At 59.5% G+C, this 16,286-nt stretch carries 13 protein-coding genes; 3 read left to right on the top strand and 10 right to left on the bottom strand.

Annotated elements, in window-relative coordinates:
- Positions 1-433: 433 nt before the first annotated feature.
- From aceA to HX807_RS19870, 9 genes are all read right to left on the bottom strand, one after another.
- Positions 434-1,759, bottom strand: coding sequence for an isocitrate lyase (gene aceA / locus HX807_RS19910; RefSeq protein ID WP_003219577.1), 1,326 nt, complete (start codon positions 1,757-1,759; stop codon positions 434-436).
- Positions 1,760-2,253: 494 nt separating this feature from the next.
- Positions 2,254-2,991 carry a secretin N-terminal domain-containing protein gene (locus tag HX807_RS19905; RefSeq protein ID WP_003219578.1) on the bottom strand — a complete coding sequence of 246 codons (738 nt, stop codon included), beginning with the start codon at positions 2,989-2,991 and terminating at the stop codon, positions 2,254-2,256.
- Positions 2,992-3,230: 239 nt separating this feature from the next.
- A complete protein-coding gene (locus HX807_RS19900) occupies positions 3,231-3,653 on the bottom strand; it encodes a GNAT family N-acetyltransferase (protein ID WP_003219580.1) in 423 nt (140 codons plus the stop codon).
- Positions 3,646-4,812: a cupin domain-containing protein gene (locus tag HX807_RS19895; protein ID WP_177050801.1), complete on the bottom strand. Its 1,167-nt coding sequence runs from the start codon at positions 4,810-4,812 to the stop codon at positions 3,646-3,648. The genes HX807_RS19900 and HX807_RS19895 overlap by 8 nt, the downstream gene beginning before the upstream one ends.
- A gap of 84 nt (positions 4,813-4,896) precedes the next feature.
- Positions 4,897-6,267 carry an adenylosuccinate lyase gene (purB, locus tag HX807_RS19890; RefSeq protein ID WP_003219584.1) on the bottom strand — a complete coding sequence of 457 codons (1,371 nt, stop codon included), beginning with the start codon at positions 6,265-6,267 and terminating at the stop codon, positions 4,897-4,899.
- 124 nt (positions 6,268-6,391) lie between these two features.
- A complete protein-coding gene (gene hflD / locus HX807_RS19885; RefSeq protein ID WP_003219586.1) occupies positions 6,392-7,015 on the bottom strand; it encodes a high frequency lysogenization protein HflD in 624 nt (207 codons plus the stop codon).
- The gene (gene mnmA, locus HX807_RS19880; protein WP_177050800.1) at positions 7,012-8,136 is read right to left on the bottom strand and encodes a tRNA 2-thiouridine(34) synthase MnmA; all 1,125 of its coding nucleotides are present in this window, start codon (positions 8,134-8,136) and stop codon (positions 7,012-7,014) included. Before mnmA ends, hflD begins: the two co-directional genes overlap by 4 nt.
- Positions 8,137-8,195: 59 nt before the next feature.
- Positions 8,196-8,642: an NUDIX hydrolase gene (locus tag HX807_RS19875; protein ID WP_008431568.1), complete on the bottom strand. Its 447-nt coding sequence runs from the start codon at positions 8,640-8,642 to the stop codon at positions 8,196-8,198.
- Positions 8,643-8,870: 228 nt separating this feature from the next.
- On the bottom strand, positions 8,871-11,096 hold the full coding sequence (locus HX807_RS19870) for an NADP-dependent isocitrate dehydrogenase (protein ID WP_087693052.1): 2,226 nt from the start codon (positions 11,094-11,096) through the stop codon (positions 8,871-8,873).
- 494 nt (positions 11,097-11,590) lie between these two features.
- Here HX807_RS19870 and icd point away from each other — a divergent pair, with 494 nt between their 5' ends.
- Positions 11,591-12,847 (top strand): NADP-dependent isocitrate dehydrogenase, encoded by a 1,257-nt coding sequence (gene icd, locus HX807_RS19865; RefSeq protein ID WP_003219599.1) that lies wholly within the window; start codon positions 11,591-11,593, stop codon positions 12,845-12,847.
- Between the two features lie 70 nt (positions 12,848-12,917).
- On the opposite strand, the gene cspD is transcribed toward icd, so the two are convergent.
- The gene (cspD, locus tag HX807_RS19860; RefSeq protein ID WP_023658953.1) at positions 12,918-13,178 is read right to left on the bottom strand and encodes a cold shock domain-containing protein CspD; all 261 of its coding nucleotides are present in this window, start codon (positions 13,176-13,178) and stop codon (positions 12,918-12,920) included.
- Positions 13,179-13,402: 224 nt separating this feature from the next.
- On the opposite strand from cspD, the gene clpS reads away from it, so the two are divergent.
- On the top strand, positions 13,403-13,771 hold the full coding sequence (gene clpS / locus HX807_RS19855; protein ID WP_003219604.1) for an ATP-dependent Clp protease adapter ClpS: 369 nt from the start codon (positions 13,403-13,405) through the stop codon (positions 13,769-13,771).
- Positions 13,772-13,800: 29 nt separating this feature from the next.
- The gene (clpA, locus tag HX807_RS19850) at positions 13,801-16,071 is read left to right on the top strand and encodes an ATP-dependent Clp protease ATP-binding subunit ClpA (protein WP_003219606.1); all 2,271 of its coding nucleotides are present in this window, start codon (positions 13,801-13,803) and stop codon (positions 16,069-16,071) included.
- Positions 16,072-16,286 lie beyond the last annotated feature (215 nt).

Here is a 16,286-nt window from a genome sequence, read left to right as displayed (position 1 = left end):
TTTAACCGGTAAAGAAGTTTTCATGCTCTAAATGATAATGAATATTGTTTGCGTGGGGTTTAAGCGAATGTTTCTCGTGTGGCGGGGGAAGTTGCCGTTACTTGCTAGATTGTCGCTTAGTTGCTGACGGAGATCTTTTAACCGATCTGGTTGATGCAGATACCGCTCTAGATCAATGTTTTGCACAAATTTTCAGAATGCACACATTCCCCTTGTGGGAGCGGGCTTGCTCGCGAATGCAGTGGGTCAGCCAATGAATCTGTTGACTGATACACCGCATTCGCGAGCAAGCCCGCTCCCACATTTTGATCTGTGTTGTGTCAGGCAGGGTTTCATCAGTGCAAAAAAAACGCCCCGAACCAGTCGGGGCGTCAGATCGTGCGGCACTGCGGTTAGGTCTTCCGTGGGGCCGCAGTGGCCGTGTACTCAGTATTTAGTGGAACTGCTCTTCTTCGGTCGAACCGGTCAGCGCAGTCACGGACGAGGTGCCGCCCTGGATCACGGTGGTCATGTCGTCGAAGTAACCGGTGCCCACTTCCTGCTGGTGCGCCACAAAGGTGTAACCCTTGGCAGCATCAGCGAACTCTTGTTCCTGCAGCTTCACGTAGGCAGTCATGTCGTTGCGGGCGTAGTCGTGCGCCAGGTTGAACATGCTGTGCCACATGTTGTGAATGCCGGCCAGGGTGATGAATTGGTGCTTGTAGCCCATGGCAGACAGTTCACGCTGGAACTTGGCGATGGTCGCGTCGTCCAGGTTCTTCTTCCAGTTGAAGGAAGGCGAGCAGTTGTAGGACAGCAGTTGATCCGGGTATTCCTTCTTGATGGCTTCGGCAAAGCGGCGGGCTTCGTCCAGGTCCGGCTTGGCAGTTTCGCACCAGATCAGGTCGGCGTACGGCGCGTAGGCCAGGCCACGAGCGATCGCCTGGTCGAGACCGGCGCGCACTTTATAGAAACCTTCCTGGGTGCGTTCGCCAGTCACGAACGGCTGGTCGTACGGGTCGCAATCCGAGGTCAGCAAATCAGCCGCGTTGGCATCGGTACGGGCCAGGATGATGGTCGGAGTGCCAGCAACGTCAGCAGCCAGACGAGCAGCCGTCAGCTTTTGAACAGCTTCCTGGGTTGGAACCAGTACCTTGCCGCCCATGTGGCCGCATTTCTTCACCGAAGCCAGCTGGTCTTCGAAGTGAACGCCGGCAGCGCCTGCCTCGATCATGCTCTTCATCAGCTCGTAGGCGTTCAGTACGCCACCGAAACCGGCTTCAGCGTCTGCAACGATCGGTGCGAAGTAGTCGATGTAGCCTTCATCGCCCGGGCCTTTACCGGCTTTCCACTGGATCTGGTCGGCACGGCGGAACGAGTTGTTGATGCGCTTGACCACGGTTGGCACGGAGTCCACCGGGTACAGCGATTGGTCGGGGTACATGGATTCAGCGGAGTTGTTGTCCGCTGCCACTTGCCAGCCAGACAGGTAGATCGCCTGGATGCCGGCTTTGACCTGTTGAACCGCTTGGCCGCCAGTCAGGGCGCCCATGCAGTTGACGAAATCTTTTTCGGGACGGAAGGACGGCTTGGCACCCTGGGTGACCAGCTTCCACAGCTTCTCGGCGCCGAGTTTTGCAAAGGTGTGCTCAGGTTGAACCGAGCCACGCAGGCGGACGACGTCAGCAGCGGAATAAGCGCGGGTCACGCCTTTCCAGCGTGGGTTTTCAGCCCAGTCTTTTTCAAGGGCTGCAATTTGCTGTTCGCGTGTCAGTGCCATGGGGAAAAACCTCGTCGCATAGGTCTAGGTGGAAAATTCCATTTGCCAGCCACGTAATCAGTGCGTGGTTATGGCTGCTCGCTGACCAGAAGCTTAGGCGGTCAAGTCAGGCTTGGCGGGGAAGGCGACGGGATGAACGAGTGGCTCAAGGGGGAGTTGAGCAGGTAAGGGCGAACTGCGAACAGTCTTCGGGCGTCGTGGGCCTTTGTACGATCCATCAGTGTGTTGCCGGGTTACCTGGTTAGCTTCCGTCCCTCGGGACAACTTCGTTCCAGTCGCAACCTCGTCAAACACACCTTGTGGGCGGTACAGACACGAATCGGCTCAGGTGGGTGGCTTTGAGCGACGATCCGAAGGCCCTTGCCAGGGCCCCTGATTAGCGGGAGCGAGGCCATCATGCCCATGCTTTTTTGGATCGTCAAATGTTTTGTAGTGCTTTTTTTAAAGCACTACATCTTTAGTCTAATACGACTCGCCAGTCAGTTTTTGGTGCTTCAGTTCAGCGTGTCGACTTTGACCCGCAATGTCAGGTCATCGCGCCCTTGAGTAGAGTAGCTGCGGGTTGTAGTACTTTTGTCGGCCTGGGTCTGGCGGTTGATCCCGGCCAGGGTGATCCACTCGCCCAGGCGTCCGCTGACAGTTGTGTCGGTACTTTGCACGTTCACTACATCGGGACGTTCCTGGCTCATGCGGTCACGATTGGTACTGATGCTCAGGTGAACGGTCTCGCCGGTGACGCTGGCCGTCACGTAGAAGCCCTGGGTTACGTTGCGATACTGGGTCTGGTTCTGCGGGCGGCCGTAGGCATCGGGCTGGGTGGTGGTGAGGGGCACGCTCTGGCCGACCTGGATCAGCGCGGGCACGCCTTCGCTGGCCTGGATCTGCTGGATCCCGCCGTCACGGCTTTCGGTGCTGTAGGTGATGACCTGTGTTTGATTGTTGCCGTTGCTCTGCTGGTTGTTTTCGTTGGTGTCGACGGTGATCAACAGGCGTTTGGAAGGCGTGTCCAGTTGCGCGAGCAGGGCGCGCAGGCCCTGGATCTTGTCGGGCTCGGCATTCACGATCAGTTGGTTGCCGTAGGCGCTGACGGTGCCGTCCTTGCCGATAAAGTTCTGCGCCACCGGCAGCAGGTCGGCGCTGGTGCGGTTGCTCAGGGGCACGACTTCGGTGGCGGCCATCACCGAGAAACTGGTGGCCAGGAGCAACAGGGTGAGCAGGGTGCGTAGGGACATGTCCGTTATCTCTGCGAGTCATTTAGGCTAGATATTGCCAGTTTGTCGGCCTGGCGGGGTGCAAGTTGAATCCTGGACGGCAAAAGGCCCTGGCATCGGGGGATGGCAGGGCCTTTTGAGGTGTTGCTGATGGCGCCTTCGCGAGCAAGCCAGCTCCCACATTTGACCTCATTCCAAAGGATGTACTGGATCGAATGTGGGAGCTGGCTTGCCTGCGAAGGGAGCGACTCGGTCTCGGATCAGCCCTCGCGCACCATATCAACGTGAGGAATCCCGACTTCCAGGAACTCATCGCTGACAATCTTGAAGCCCAGGCGCTCATAAAACGGCGCCGCATGGACCTGTGCGCTGAGGATCTGCCGGGTCTGGCCGCGTTTCTCGGCCACGCCGATCACCGCTTCCATCAGCTTGTCGCCGACCTTCAGGCCGCGCCAGTCTTTGAGAACCGACACGCGGCCGATCTCGCCGGTAGGCAGCAGGCGTGCAGTACCGATGGGAAAGTCGCCTTCGAACGCCAGGAAATGCACGGCACTCGCGTCGTCTGCATCCCATTCCAGCTCCGGTGGAACCGATTGTTCAGCGATAAATACCGCTTCACGAATGCGCCGTATCTCGGCGATATCCTTTTGCCAGTCCGCGACACTTACGTGAATCTTATTCATCGGCAAACCCCAGGCTTCCTTGCTTGACCAGTTCCCACAGCAGGGCGCAGCCATCTTCATCCGCCAGCCATGGGCCGAGGTTGTCGATGTGCAGGGCGTCGGCGGCGCACACCAGCTTCAGCAGTTCCCGCAGCTTGCCCGGCAACAGGCGGCTCTGGCCGCTGGCGAACAGCAGCAGGTCGTCGTCGACTTCGGACCAGGCCAGGCGGGCGCTCGGGTTGCGGATCAGCACGGCGCCGTTTTCCAGGCTGCCCAGCAGGTCTTCTTCTTCCACTTCCGGGCCGGCGACCAGTTCCGGGTAGCGCGGCTCGGTCATGAACTGGCCGAACCAGGTCAGCAGCATGCGCTCGTCGCTCATGTGCTCGGCCAACAGGCTTTTCAGGCGGTCGAGGGCGTCGCCCTGGATCTGGTGCGGGTCGCTGACCGGCTGGGCATCGGCGTCGGTGTAGCGCTCTTCGTCAGTCAGGTACTGGCTGAGGAAGTCGGTGAAGTGGGTCAGCACTTCAGCGGCGCTCGGAGCGCGGAAGCCTACGGAGTAAGTCATGCAATCATCCACGGCCACGCCGCAGTGGGCCAGGCGGGGCGGCAGGTAGAGCATGTCGCCCGGTTCCAGCACCCATTCGGCGGTCTCTTCGAATTCAGCGAGGATGCGCAGGTCCGCGTGTTGCAGCAGCGGGCTTTCGGAGTTGCACATCTGGCCGATCTTCCAGTTGCGCTTGCCGGAACCTTGCAGCAGGAACACGTCGTAGTTGTCGAAGTGCGGGCCCACGCTGCCACCCGGGGCGGCGTAGCTGATCATCACATCGTCAATGCGCCAGCTTGGCAGGAAGCGGAAGTTTTCCAGCAGTTCGGCCACTTCCGGCACGAACTGGTCGACCGCCTGCACCAGCAGGGTCCACTCGCGCTCGGGCAGGGTGCTGAAGGTATCTTCGGCGAACGGGCCGCGGCGCAACTCCCACGGGCGTTCGCCGTGTTCGATGATCAGGCGCGACTCGACTTCTTCTTCCAGCGCCAGGCCGGCCAGTTCGTCGGCGTCGATCGGGCTTTCGAAGTCAGGGATGGCCTGGCGGATCAGCAGGGGTTTTTTCTGCCAGTAGTCGCGCAGGAATTCCCGTGCCGTGATGCCGCCCAGAAGTTGAAGAGGAATGTCAGGATTCATGTGTAACCTATTGAAAAAAAGCACTTTTCAGACGGGAATAAAAACGCCCGGCGCTGCCGGGCGTCTCAAAGGGTCAAGCTTCTATCAGATGCGTTTGGCTTGAGCCACAGCGTTGCCGATGTAGTTGGCCGGGGTGAGCAGTTTCAGCTCGGCCTTGGCGGCGGCTGGCATATCCAGGCCGTCAATGAAAGTTTGCAGCGCTTCGGAGGTGATGCCCTTGCCGCGGGTCAGCTCTTTGAGCTTCTCGTACGGGTTTTCGATGTTGTAGCGGCGCATCACGGTCTGGATCGGCTCGGCCAGCACTTCCCAGCAAGCGTCCAGGTCAGCGGCGATCTTCTGCTCGTTGAGCTCCAGTTTGCTGATGCCTTTGAGGCTGGCTTCGTACGCGATCACGCTGTGGGCGAAGCCCACGCCGAGGTTGCGCAGTACGGTGGAGTCGGTCAGGTCGCGCTGCCAGCGGGAGATTGGCAACTTGCTGGCCAGGTGCTGGAACAGGGCGTTGGCGATCCCGAGGTTGCCTTCGGAGTTTTCGAAGTCGATCGGGTTGACCTTGTGCGGCATGGTCGACGAACCGATTTCGCCGGCAATGGTGCGCTGCTTGAAGTAGCCCAGGGAGATGTAGCCCCAGATATCGCGATCGAAGTCGATCAGGATGGTGTTGAAGCGCGCAATCGCGTCGAACAGCTCGGCGATGTAGTCGTGGGGTTCGATTTGCGTGGTGTACGGGTTGAAACCCAGGCCCAGTTCGTCTTCGATGAAGGCGCGGGCGTTTTCTTCCCAGTCGATCTCAGGATAGGCCGACAGGTGGGCGTTGTAGTTGCCTACGGCGCCGTTGATCTTGCCCAGCAGCGGTACGGCCGCGACTTGAGCGATCTGGCGCTCCAGGCGGTACACCACGTTGGCCAGTTCTTTACCCAGGGTGGTCGGCGAAGCCGGCTGGCCGTGGGTGCGCGACAGCATCGGAACGTCGGCGAAACGGATCGCCAGTTCGCGGATGGCGTCGGCAGTCTGGCGCATCAGTGGCAGCATCACGTCATCACGGCCTTCGCGCAGCATCAGGGCGTGGGACAGGTTGTTGATGTCCTCGCTGGTGCAGGCAAAGTGGATGAACTCGCTGACCTTGGCCAGTTCCGGCAGCTTGGCCGCTTGCTCTTTGAGCAGGTATTCGATGGCTTTAACGTCGTGGTTGGTGGTGCGCTCGATCTCTTTGACACGCTCGGCGTGCTCCAGAGCGAAGTTTTCCGCCAGGGCGTTCAGCACAGCGTTGGCTTCGGCAGAGAACGCCGGCACTTCGCTGATGCCAGGGTGAGCGGCCAGGCGCTGGAGCCAGCGCACTTCAACCAGAACACGAGCACGGATCAAGCCGTATTCGCTGAAAATAGGGCGCAGGGCCTGGGTTTTGCCGGCGTAGCGGCCGTCAACAGGGGAAACCGCAGTGAGCGAAGAAAGCTGCATGGGGTGTTCTCGGACAGTCGGGCAACGAAATGGGGCGCGTATCATACATGAAAAAATCCGCCGGTCCGTTGCCAACTGACCGGCGTATTACGCGTGGGGCTATAAAAAAATCGGTTGCTGCGACTTATTCGTTGCGCATCAACGGGTAAAGCTCTTTCAGCAATTTGCGTCGGCTGACCACCAACTGCCAGCGATGACCGCCCAATTGGCGCCATAACCGCGCCGAACGAATACCGGCCAACAGCAGGGCGCGGATTTTCGAGGCGTTGTTTGGTTGTTGCAGGTTGCGCATATCGCCGTGCACCTGGATCCGCTGGCGCAAGGTGCTCAGGGTGTCCTGGTACAGGGCGCCACAGGCTGCGATCACGTTTTCGTGGGCCGGGCCAAAATGCTCGACCTGGGACTGGATCTGCGGCAGGCGCTTGCCGATGGTGTCCAGCAGGTCGTCGCGCTTGGCCAATTGACGCTCCAGGCCGAGCATCGACAGGGCGTAGCGCAGCGGCTCGCGCTGCAAGGTGCTTGGATCGCGCTCGAGGGCGCCGACCAGTGCGCGATAACCTTCGCGCAGGGCCAGGTCATCGCCGCCGTACACTTCCAGGGTGTCCTTCGGGTCGCGGATCAGCAGGCTGCCGAGCATGCAGGTCAGGCCTGCCTCGGTGACCTGGCCGGTCTTGGCGATCTTGTCCACCAGCACCGCGGCGAGAAACACGCCGCCCAGTGCCGTCAGTTGCTCCTGGGTCGGGCTCATGCCTGGCTGCTCCAGGGTTCGGCAACTTCGATCACACCGCCCCCCAGGCAAATCTCTCCGTCATAGAACACTACCGATTGGCCCGGCGTTACGGCGCGCTGCGGGTCGTCGAAGGTGGCGCGATAGCCGGTGGCGGTTTTTTCCAGCGTGCAGGGCTGGTCGCTCTGGCGATAGCGCACTTTGGCCGTCAGGCGGCGCGGGCTGCTGAGGTCCACCGGGTTGACCCAGTAGATGTCCGAGGCCAGCAGGGCGCGGGAGAACAGCCATGGGTGGTCATTGCCCTGGCCCACGATCAGCTCGTTGTGCTCGAGGTCCTTGACCAGCACGTACCACGGCTCTTCGCCGGCGTCTTTCAAGCCGCCGATGCCCAGGCCCTGGCGCTGGCCGATGGTGTGGTACATCAAGCCGTGGTGACGGCCGATGATCTCGCCTTCGGTGGTCTTGATCTCGCCCGGTTGCGCCGGCAGGTACTGTTTGAGGAAGTCGCTGAAACGGCGCTCGCCGATAAAGCAGATCCCGGTGGAATCCTTCTTCTTGGCGGTGGCCAGGCCGTGTTTCTCGGCAATGGCGCGCACTTCGGGCTTTTCCAGCTCGCCCACCGGGAACAGTGTCTTGGCGATCTGTTCGCCGCCGACGGCGTGCAGGAAGTAGCTCTGGTCCTTGTTGGCGTCCAGGCCCTTGAGCAGTTCGGTGCGGCCATCGATGTCGCGACGGCGCACGTAGTGGCCAGTAGCAATCAGATCGGCACCGAGGATCATCGCGTAGTCGAGGAACGCCTTGAACTTGATCTCGCGGTTACACAGGATGTCCGGGTTCGGCGTGCGGCCGGCCTTGTATTCGGCCAGGAAGTGCTCGAACACGTTGTCCCAGTACTCGGCGGCGAAGTTGGCGGTGTGCAGCTTGATGCCGATTTTGTCGCAGACGGCCTGGGCATCCGCCAGGTCGTCCATGGCGGTGCAATATTCCGTTCCATCGTCTTCTTCCCAGTTCTTCATGAACAGGCCTTCCACCTCATAACCCTGCTCCAAGAGCAGAACGGCGGAAACGGAAGAATCCACGCCGCCGGACATACCGACGATGACGCGCTTCTTTTGTGTGTCAGAAGGGGCTGGATCACGCATAGGATTTCAACGGGAGTCTTTAAAAAGGACGCGATTCTAGCAGGCTCGCGTCTGCAAGGCTAAAGAGAAGGGCGGATCAATTCGAGGCTGTGGCGCTGGCCGGCCAGATAATCGTCGATGCAGCGGATAATCAGCTCGCTGCGCCAGTCTTCGCGCAGGGCCATCAATTCGTCACGGGTCAGCCAGCGGGCGCGCAGAATACCGTCGTCCAGTGGGTAGTCCGGGTGGTGTTGCAGGGCCTTGGCGATGAAGCATACGCGCTGATAGGTCACGCCATTGCTGGGAGCGGTGTACAGGTAAATCCCGACAATCCCGGTGGCTTCGACGTCCCAGCCGGTCTCTTCGAGGGTTTCGCGCACGGCGGCCTCGGTCAGGGTTTCGTTCGGGTCGAGGTGGCCGGCGGGCTGGTTGAGCACGGCGCGGCCGCCCTTGAGTTCTTCGACCATCAGGAAGCGGCCGTTGTCTTCGACGATGGTGGCAACGGTGATGTGGGGGAGCCAGGTCATAAAGTGCCTCGATTCAAGGTGTAACGCTGTCTTCAGGCGCGATTGCATTCAGTGTGGGAGCGGGCTTGCTCGCGAATACGGCGTGTCAGTTAAAGAGGTATTGACTGATCCACCGCATTCGCGAGCAAGCCCGCTCCCACATTTTGATTGGGTTTCTTCAATAAAAGCGCCATGTCCAGAAACAGAAACCCCGGCACAGGGCCGGGGCTTCTTTGCATCCTTACAACCTTACACCAGCGCAGCGATTGCCGCGTTGAGGGTGGCGCTTGGGCGCATGGCCTTGCTGGTCAGCTCGGCGTTCGGTGCGTAGTAGCCACCGATGTCCACTGGCTTGCCCTGGACAGCGTTGAGCTCGGCAACGATGGTTGCCTCATTCGCGGTCAGGGTCTTGGCCAGTTCGCCAAACTGCGCTTGCAATGCAGTGTCTTCGGTCTGGGCCGCCAGGGCTTGAGCCCAGTACAGCGCCAGGTAGAAGTGGCTGCCGCGGTTGTCGATGTTGCCGACTTTGCGCGATGGCGACTTGTTGTTGTCGAGGAACTGGCCGGTGGCCTGGTCCAGGGTCTTGGACAGTACCAGGGCTTTCGGGTTGTTGTACGTCACACCCAAATGCTCGAGGGATGCGGCCAGGGCGAGGAACTCGCCCAGGGAATCCCAGCGCAGGAAGTTCTCTTCAACCAGTTGCTGCACGTGCTTCGGAGCCGAGCCGCCAGCGCCGGTTTCGAACAGGCCGCCACCGTTCATCAGCGGCACGATCGACAGCATCTTGGCGCTGGTGCCCAGTTCCATGATCGGGAACAGGTCGGTCAGGTAGTCGCGCAGAACGTTGCCGGTCACCGAGATGGTGTCCAGGCCCTTGCGGGTGCGCTCCAGGGTGAACTTCATCGCGTCGACTGGCGACATGATGCGGATGTCCAGGCCTTCGGTGTTGTGGTCTTTCAGGTAAGCCTGAACTTTCTCGACCACGACGCCGTCGTGCGCGCGCTGTGGGTCCAGCCAGAAGATGGCCGGGGTGTTGCTGGCGCGGGCGCGGTTGACGGCCAGTTTGACCCAGTCCTGGATCGGCGCGTCTTTGGTCTGGCACATGCGGAAGATGTCGCCGGCTTCAACAGCCTGTTCCATCAGCAGGTTGCCCTTGCTGTCGGTGACGCGGACTACGCCGTCAGCCTTGATCTGGAAGGTCTTGTCGTGGGAGCCGTACTCTTCGGCTTTTTTCGCCATCAGGCCAACGTTTGGCACGCTGCCCATGGTGGTTGGGTCGAAGGCGCCATTGGCCTTGCAGTCTTCGATCACTGCCTGGTAGATAGTGGCGTAGCAGCGATCCGGGATCACCGCCTTGGTGTCGTGCAGCTGGCCGTCGGTGCCCCACATCTTGCCGGAGTCACGGATCATGGCAGGCATCGATGCGTCGACGATGACGTCGCTCGGCACGTGCAGGTTGGTGATGCCTTTGTCGGAGTTGACCATCGCCAGGGAAGGGCGAGCAGCGTATACCGCCTGGATGTCGGCTTCGATCTGCGCTTGCTGATCGGCCGGCAGGGCCTTGATGCGAGCGTACAGGTCGCCGATGCCGTTGTTCAGGTTGAAGCCGATCTGCTCCAGCACCACAGCGTGCTTGGCCAGTGCGTCTTTATAGAACTCGGCAACGATCTGGCCGAACATGATCGGGTCGGAAACCTTCATCATGGTGGCTTTCAAGTGAACCGACAGCAGCACGCCTTGTTTCTTGGCGTCTTCGATTTCAGCGGCGATGAAGCTGCGCAGGGCTTTCTTGCTCAGCACGGCGGTGTCGATGATCTCGCCAGCTTGTACGCTGGTTTTTTCCTTCAGGACGGTAGCAGTACCGTCCTTGGCGATCAGTTCGATCTTGACGGCATCAGCGCCTTCGATCTGAACGGCTTTCTCGCTGCCGTAGAAGTCGCCGTTGCTCATGTGGGCAACGTGGGACTTGGAGTCGGCAGCCCAGGCACCCATTTTGTGCGGGTGCTTGCGAGCGTAGTTCTTGACCGACAGCGGGGCGCGGCGGTCGGAGTTGCCTTCGCGCAGTACCGGGTTCACGGCGCTGCCCTTGACCTTGTCGTAACGTGCACGGGTTTCTTTTTCCGCGTCGGTGGTTACGGTTTCCGGGTAGTCCGGCAGGGCGTAGCCCTGGGCCTGCAGTTCCTTGATCGCAGCTTGCAGCTGAGGGGTCGAGGCACTGATGTTCGGCAGCTTGATGATGTTGGCTTCAGGGGTAACGGCCAGGTCGCCCAGTTCGGCGAGGTGGTCCGGCACGGCCTTGGCGCCCAGTTGCTCGGGGAAGCTTGCGAGGATGCGCGCGGCCAGGGAAATGTCGCGGGTTTCCACGGCAATATCAGCGGAAGCGGTGAAGGCCTCTACGATAGGCAGCAGTGAATAGGTGGCGAGGGCTGGGGCTTCGTCGGTGAAGGTGTAGATGATCTTCGAGCGGGTGGGCATATTCGGATTAACTCTCTTCTTTGCTGAAAGCATGCGCAGAAACTCGAGATGCGCCGGGTAAAGCGCGTTCGTTCAAAGTCATCCATGAGCGAAATGTCGAAGTTTCTTCGCGGTGATGTTGGGTTGCATCAGTCGAGCGTCAAGCGGGTGAGCTACTGTAGTAGCTCGGCTTTTCTGGCGGAGGGCGTCTGTCTAGAGCGGTCGGCCGTCGTGACTCTTTGGTCAGCGGCGGCATTATACATAGGTCGCTATGCTTACGCCGAGCCTTCATACAAAAGGTGTGTCGTCCATTGGTCTAAAGGTCGCAGGCAGCGGGTTGCGCCTAAAGTCGCATGATGTGCTCAAGATTGGCGCTTTTCCCTTTGCTTTCAAGCTTGTAGGCCGCTAAATGTGCTGTTTTCGACGCAAATGTGCAGGGCCTGAGGTTTCAGTCCTCATTTATCTGGAGTAGGCTCGAACGCAGCCAGATGTTCAATCCATAGATGGAGTTCAGCATGGGATACAAGAAGATTCAGGTTCCGGCAGTCGGCGACAAAATCACCGTCAATGCAGACCATTCTCTCAATGTTCCTGACAACCCGATCATCCCCTTCATCGAGGGTGACGGTATTGGCGTCGACATCAGCCCGGTGATGATCAAGGTGGTCGATGCAGCTGTTAACAAGGCTTATGGCGGCAAGCGCAAAATCTCCTGGATGGAGGTGTATGCCGGCGAAAAGGCCACCCAGGTTTACGACCAGGACACCTGGCTGCCCCAGGAAACCCTGGATGCGGTCAAGGACTACGTGGTTTCCATCAAGGGCCCGCTGACCACCCCAGTCGGTGGCGGTATCCGTTCGCTGAACGTTGCCCTGCGCCAACAGCTCGACCTTTATGTGTGCCTGCGCCCGGTGCGCTGGTTCGAAGGCGTGCCAAGCCCGGTCAAGAAGCCAGGCGATGTGGACATGACCATCTTCCGCGAGAACTCCGAGGATATTTACGCCGGCATCGAATGGAAAGCCGGCTCCCCGGAAGCGATCAAGGTCATCAAGTTCCTGAAGGAAGAGATGGGTGTCACCAAGATCCGTTTCGACCAGAACTGCGGGATCGGCATCAAGCCGGTGTCCCTGGAAGGCACCAAGCGCCTGGCGCGCAAGGCCTTGCAGTATGTCGTGGATAACGACCGCGACTCGCTGACCATTGTGCACAAAGGCAACATCATGAAGTTCACCGAAGGTGCCTTCAAGGAATGGGCCTACGAAGTGGCGGCCGAAGAGTTCGGCGCGACCCTGTTGGATGGCGGCCCGTGGATGCAATTCAAGAACCCGCGCACCGGCAAGAATGTGGTGGTCAAGGACGCCATTGCCGACGCCATGCTCCAGCAGATCCTGCTGCGCCCGGCCGAATACGACGTGATCGCCACCCTTAACCTTAACGGTGACTATCTGTCCGACGCCCTGGCGGCGGAAGTGGGCGGTATCGGTATTGCGCCGGGCGCCAACCTGTCCGACACCGTGGCGATGTTCGAAGCCACCCACGGTACTGCGCCGAAGTATGCCGGCAAGGACCAGGTCAACCCGGGTTCGCTGATCCTGTCGGCGGAAATGATGTTGCGCCACATGGGCTGGACCGAAGCGGCGGACCTGATCATCAAGGGTACCAACGGCGCCATTTCGGCCAAGACGGTGACCTATGACTTCCACCGCTTGATGGACGGCGCCAAGTTGCTGTCGTCGTCGGCGTTCGGGGATGCGCTGATTTCGCATATGTAAGCTGATACAGGGGCGTAAAAAAACCGGCCTGATGGGCCGGTTTTTTTTAGAGCGTTTGCTCAGTGGCTGATCAGGCCAGTTGTCTTTTTGATTTTTGAGCGACGCCCTCTTTGGGGGTAGTGGCGCTGACTGGAGCGCTGATATTCACTGCGTGCAAGCCCTTGGGTCCCTGAATGATGTCGAAGGAAACCGGTTGCCCTGCCTTTAGTGTCTTGTAGCCATCCATTTGGATAGCCGAGTAATGCGCAAATAGGTCGTCAGTCTTGTCGTCTTCGTTGATGAAGCCGTAACCCTTGGCATTGTTGAACCACTTGACCTTACCGCTCGCCATGCCCATATCCCTCTGCACCAGACTCCATCACTGGAGTATCATCCAGTTTATCCGTCCTAACCCGAATAAATAAGGTTGACTGCGCGGACCTTTTTTACCCACTGTGGGTTCTATTGGTTGTAACACTGATTTGCCGATAGTCAAGGCGACCAGTCGGTCAGAGTTGAAATTCTGACAGGTCGCCCCCACCACTGTATTTGAACCACTGACGAACCTTTCTTTCCATGCATGCAATCAGCCAGATTCGACTAACATTCAATCAGGATCGCCCGGATCATCAAGAAGACGACGACGGTTCTGCAGGCATTGCTGTCCAGGAGGCCAAGCCTGCTTTACAGGCGCCGCCGATGTACAAGGTGGTTTTGTTCAATGATGACTACACACCGATGGATTTCGTCGTCGAAGTACTCGAGGTGTTTTTTAACCTGAACCGCGAGTTGGCGACCAAGGTAATGCTGGCCGTTCACACAGAAGGACGGGCAGTATGTGGAGTGTTTACCCGCGACATCGCCGAGACAAAGGCCATGCAGGTCAACCAGTACGCCAGGGAAAGCCAGCATCCGCTACTCTGTGAAATCGAGAAGGACGGTTAACTCCGACCACTTGGGTATGAGGTGAAGCTATGTTAAACCGCGAGCTCGAAGTCACCCTCAATCTTGCCTTCAAGGAGGCCCGTTCGAAGCGTCATGAATTCATGACCGTCGAACACCTGCTGCTGGCACTTTTGGATAACGAAGCTGCCGCCACCGTACTGCGTGCGTGTGGTGCCAATCTCGACAAACTCAAGCATGACCTGCAGGAGTTTATCGACTCCACCACGCCGTTGATCCCCGTTCATGACGAGGACCGCGAGACCCAGCCAACCCTGGGCTTCCAGCGGGTACTGCAGCGTGCCGTTTTCCACGTACAGAGCTCCGGCAAGCGCGAAGTCACAGGGGCCAATGTGCTCGTGGCGATCTTCAGCGAGCAGGAAAGCCAGGCTGTGTTCCTGCTCAAGCAGCAAAGCGTTGCCCGTATTGACGTCGTCAACTACATCGCCCATGGCATTTCCAAGGTGCCGGGGCATGGCGATCACTCGGAAGGTGAGCAGGATATGCAGGATGACGAGGGCGGTGAGTCTTCTTCTTCGAGCAACCCGCTGGACGCTTATGCCAGCAACCTCAACGAACTGGCGCGCCAGGGGCGGATCGATCCGCTGGTGGGGCGTGAGCTGGAAGTTGAGCGCGTGGCGCAGATCCTGGCGCGTCGCCGCAAGAACAACCCGTTGTTGGTCGGTGAGGCAGGCGTGGGTAAAACCGCGATTGCCGAAGGCCTGGCCAAACGCATTGTTGATAACCAGGTGCCCGACCTGCTTGCCAACAGCGTCGTCTACTCCCTTGACCTGGGCGCATTGCTCGCCGGGACCAAGTACCGTGGCGATTTCGAGAAGCGCTTCAAGGCGTTGCTCGGCGAGCTGAAAAAACGCCCGCAGGCGATCCTGTTCATTGACGAAATCCACACCATCATCGGTGCCGGTGCGGCTTCCGGTGGCGTGATGGATGCGTCGAACCTGCTCAAGCCGCTGCTGTCTTCGGGCGATATCCGTTGCATCGGTTCGACCACGTTCCAGGAATTCCGCGGGATCTTCGAAAAAGACCGCGCCCTGGCGCGCCGCTTCCAGAAAGTGGATGTGTCCGAGCCTTCGGTAGAAGACACCATTGGCATCCTGCGCGGGCTCAAGGGGCGCTTTGAAGCGCACCATGGCATCGAGTACACCGATGAGGCGCTGCGTGCAGCCGCCGAGCTGGCATCGCGCTACATCAATGACCGGCACATGCCGGACAAGGCCATCGACGTGATCGACGAGGCGGGTGCCTACCAGCGCCTGCAGCCGGTAGAGAAGCGTGTGAAACGCATCGACGTGCCTCAGGTCGAGGATATCGTGGCGAAGATCGCGCGGATTCCGCCAAAACACGTCAACACCTCCGATCGGGAGCTGCTGCGTAACCTGGAGCGCGACCTCAAGCTGACCGTGTTTGGTCAGGATGCGGCGATCGACTCGCTGTCCACCGCGATCAAGCTGTCCCGCGCTGGCCTCAAGTCGCCGGACAAGCCGGTCGGTTCGTTCCTGTTCGCCGGGCCTACCGGCGTCGGCAAGACCGAAGCGGCGCGGCAATTGGCCAAGGCCATGGGGATCGAGCTGGTGCGTTTCGACATGTCCGAGTACATGGAGCGTCACACCGTCTCGCGCCTGATCGGTGCGCCTCCGGGCTATGTCGGCTTCGACCAGGGCGGCCTGTTGACCGAGGCGATCACCAAGCAGCCACATTGCGTACTGCTGCTCGATGAAATCGAGAAGGCGCACCCGGAAGTCTTCAACCTGCTGTTGCAGGTCATGGACCACGGCACCCTGACCGACAACAACGGGCGCAAGGCGGACTTCCGCAACGTGATCGTGATCATGACCACCAACGCCGGTGCCGAAACGGCCGCGCGGGCTTCCATTGGCTTTACTCATCAGGATCACTCTTCCGACGCCATGGAAGTGATCAAGAAGAGTTTCACGCCGGAATTCCGCAACCGCCTGGACACCATCATCCAGTTTGGTCGCCTCAGCCATGAGGTCATCAAAAGCGTGGTGGACAAGTTCCTCACCGAGCTCCAGGCGCAGTTGGAAGACAAGCGCGTGCAGCTGGAAGTCTCGGACGCGGCGCGCAACTGGCTGGCGGAAGGTGGCTACGACGCGGCAATGGGCGCTCGGCCAATGGCTCGCCTGATCCAGGACAAGATCAAGCGCCCACTGGCGGAAGAGATCCTGTTTGGCGAACTGGCAGACCATGGTGGCGTGGTGCATATCGATCTGAAGGACGGCGAGCTGACCTTCGACTTCGAAACCACGGCTGAAATGGCCTGATAGCTGACGCAACAAAACAAAAAGGCGCCGAGAGGCGCCTTTTTGCTGCCTTGAACCCGATGGAGATCAAATGTGGGAGCGGGCTTGCTCGCGAATGCGGTGTGCCAGTCGACACAATCAGTGGCTGACACGCTGCATTCGCGAGCAAGCCCGCTCCCACAAGGGATTTCTGGTTTCAGGTAAATCGCGCGCACACAAAAACGCCCGGCATAACC

Source organism: Pseudomonas sp. D8002 (assembly GCF_013385695.1).
Classification (GTDB): domain Bacteria; phylum Pseudomonadota; class Gammaproteobacteria; order Pseudomonadales; family Pseudomonadaceae; genus Aquipseudomonas.
This window is presented reverse-complemented; position numbering and strand designations above follow the sequence as displayed.

Excerpts from the sequence above, each read along its gene's own strand:
- aceA (WP_003219577.1), bottom strand. The coding sequence starts at position 1,759 with ATGGCACTGACACGCGAACAGCAAATTGCAGCCCTTGAAAAAGACTGG.
- HX807_RS19905 (WP_003219578.1), bottom strand. The coding sequence starts at position 2,991 with ATGTCCCTACGCACCCTGCTCACCCTGTTGCTCCTGGCCACCAGTTTC.
- HX807_RS19900 (WP_003219580.1), bottom strand. The coding sequence starts at position 3,653 with ATGAATAAGATTCACGTAAGTGTCGCGGACTGGCAAAAGGATATCGCC.
- HX807_RS19895 (WP_177050801.1), bottom strand. The coding sequence starts at position 4,812 with ATGAATCCTGACATTCCTCTTCAACTTCTGGGCGGCATCACGGCACGG.
- purB (WP_003219584.1), bottom strand. The coding sequence starts at position 6,267 with ATGCAGCTTTCTTCGCTCACTGCGGTTTCCCCTGTTGACGGCCGCTAC.
- hflD (WP_003219586.1), bottom strand. The coding sequence starts at position 7,015 with ATGAGCCCGACCCAGGAGCAACTGACGGCACTGGGCGGCGTGTTTCTC.
- mnmA (WP_177050800.1), bottom strand. The coding sequence starts at position 8,136 with ATGCGTGATCCAGCCCCTTCTGACACACAAAAGAAGCGCGTCATCGTC.
- HX807_RS19875 (WP_008431568.1), bottom strand. The coding sequence starts at position 8,642 with ATGACCTGGCTCCCCCACATCACCGTTGCCACCATCGTCGAAGACAAC.
- HX807_RS19870 (WP_087693052.1), bottom strand. The coding sequence starts at position 11,096 with ATGCCCACCCGCTCGAAGATCATCTACACCTTCACCGACGAAGCCCCA.
- icd (WP_003219599.1), top strand. The coding sequence starts at position 11,591 with ATGGGATACAAGAAGATTCAGGTTCCGGCAGTCGGCGACAAAATCACC.
- cspD (WP_023658953.1), bottom strand. The coding sequence starts at position 13,178 with ATGGCGAGCGGTAAGGTCAAGTGGTTCAACAATGCCAAGGGTTACGGC.
- clpS (WP_003219604.1), top strand. The coding sequence starts at position 13,403 with ATGCATGCAATCAGCCAGATTCGACTAACATTCAATCAGGATCGCCCG.
- clpA (WP_003219606.1), top strand. The coding sequence starts at position 13,801 with ATGTTAAACCGCGAGCTCGAAGTCACCCTCAATCTTGCCTTCAAGGAG.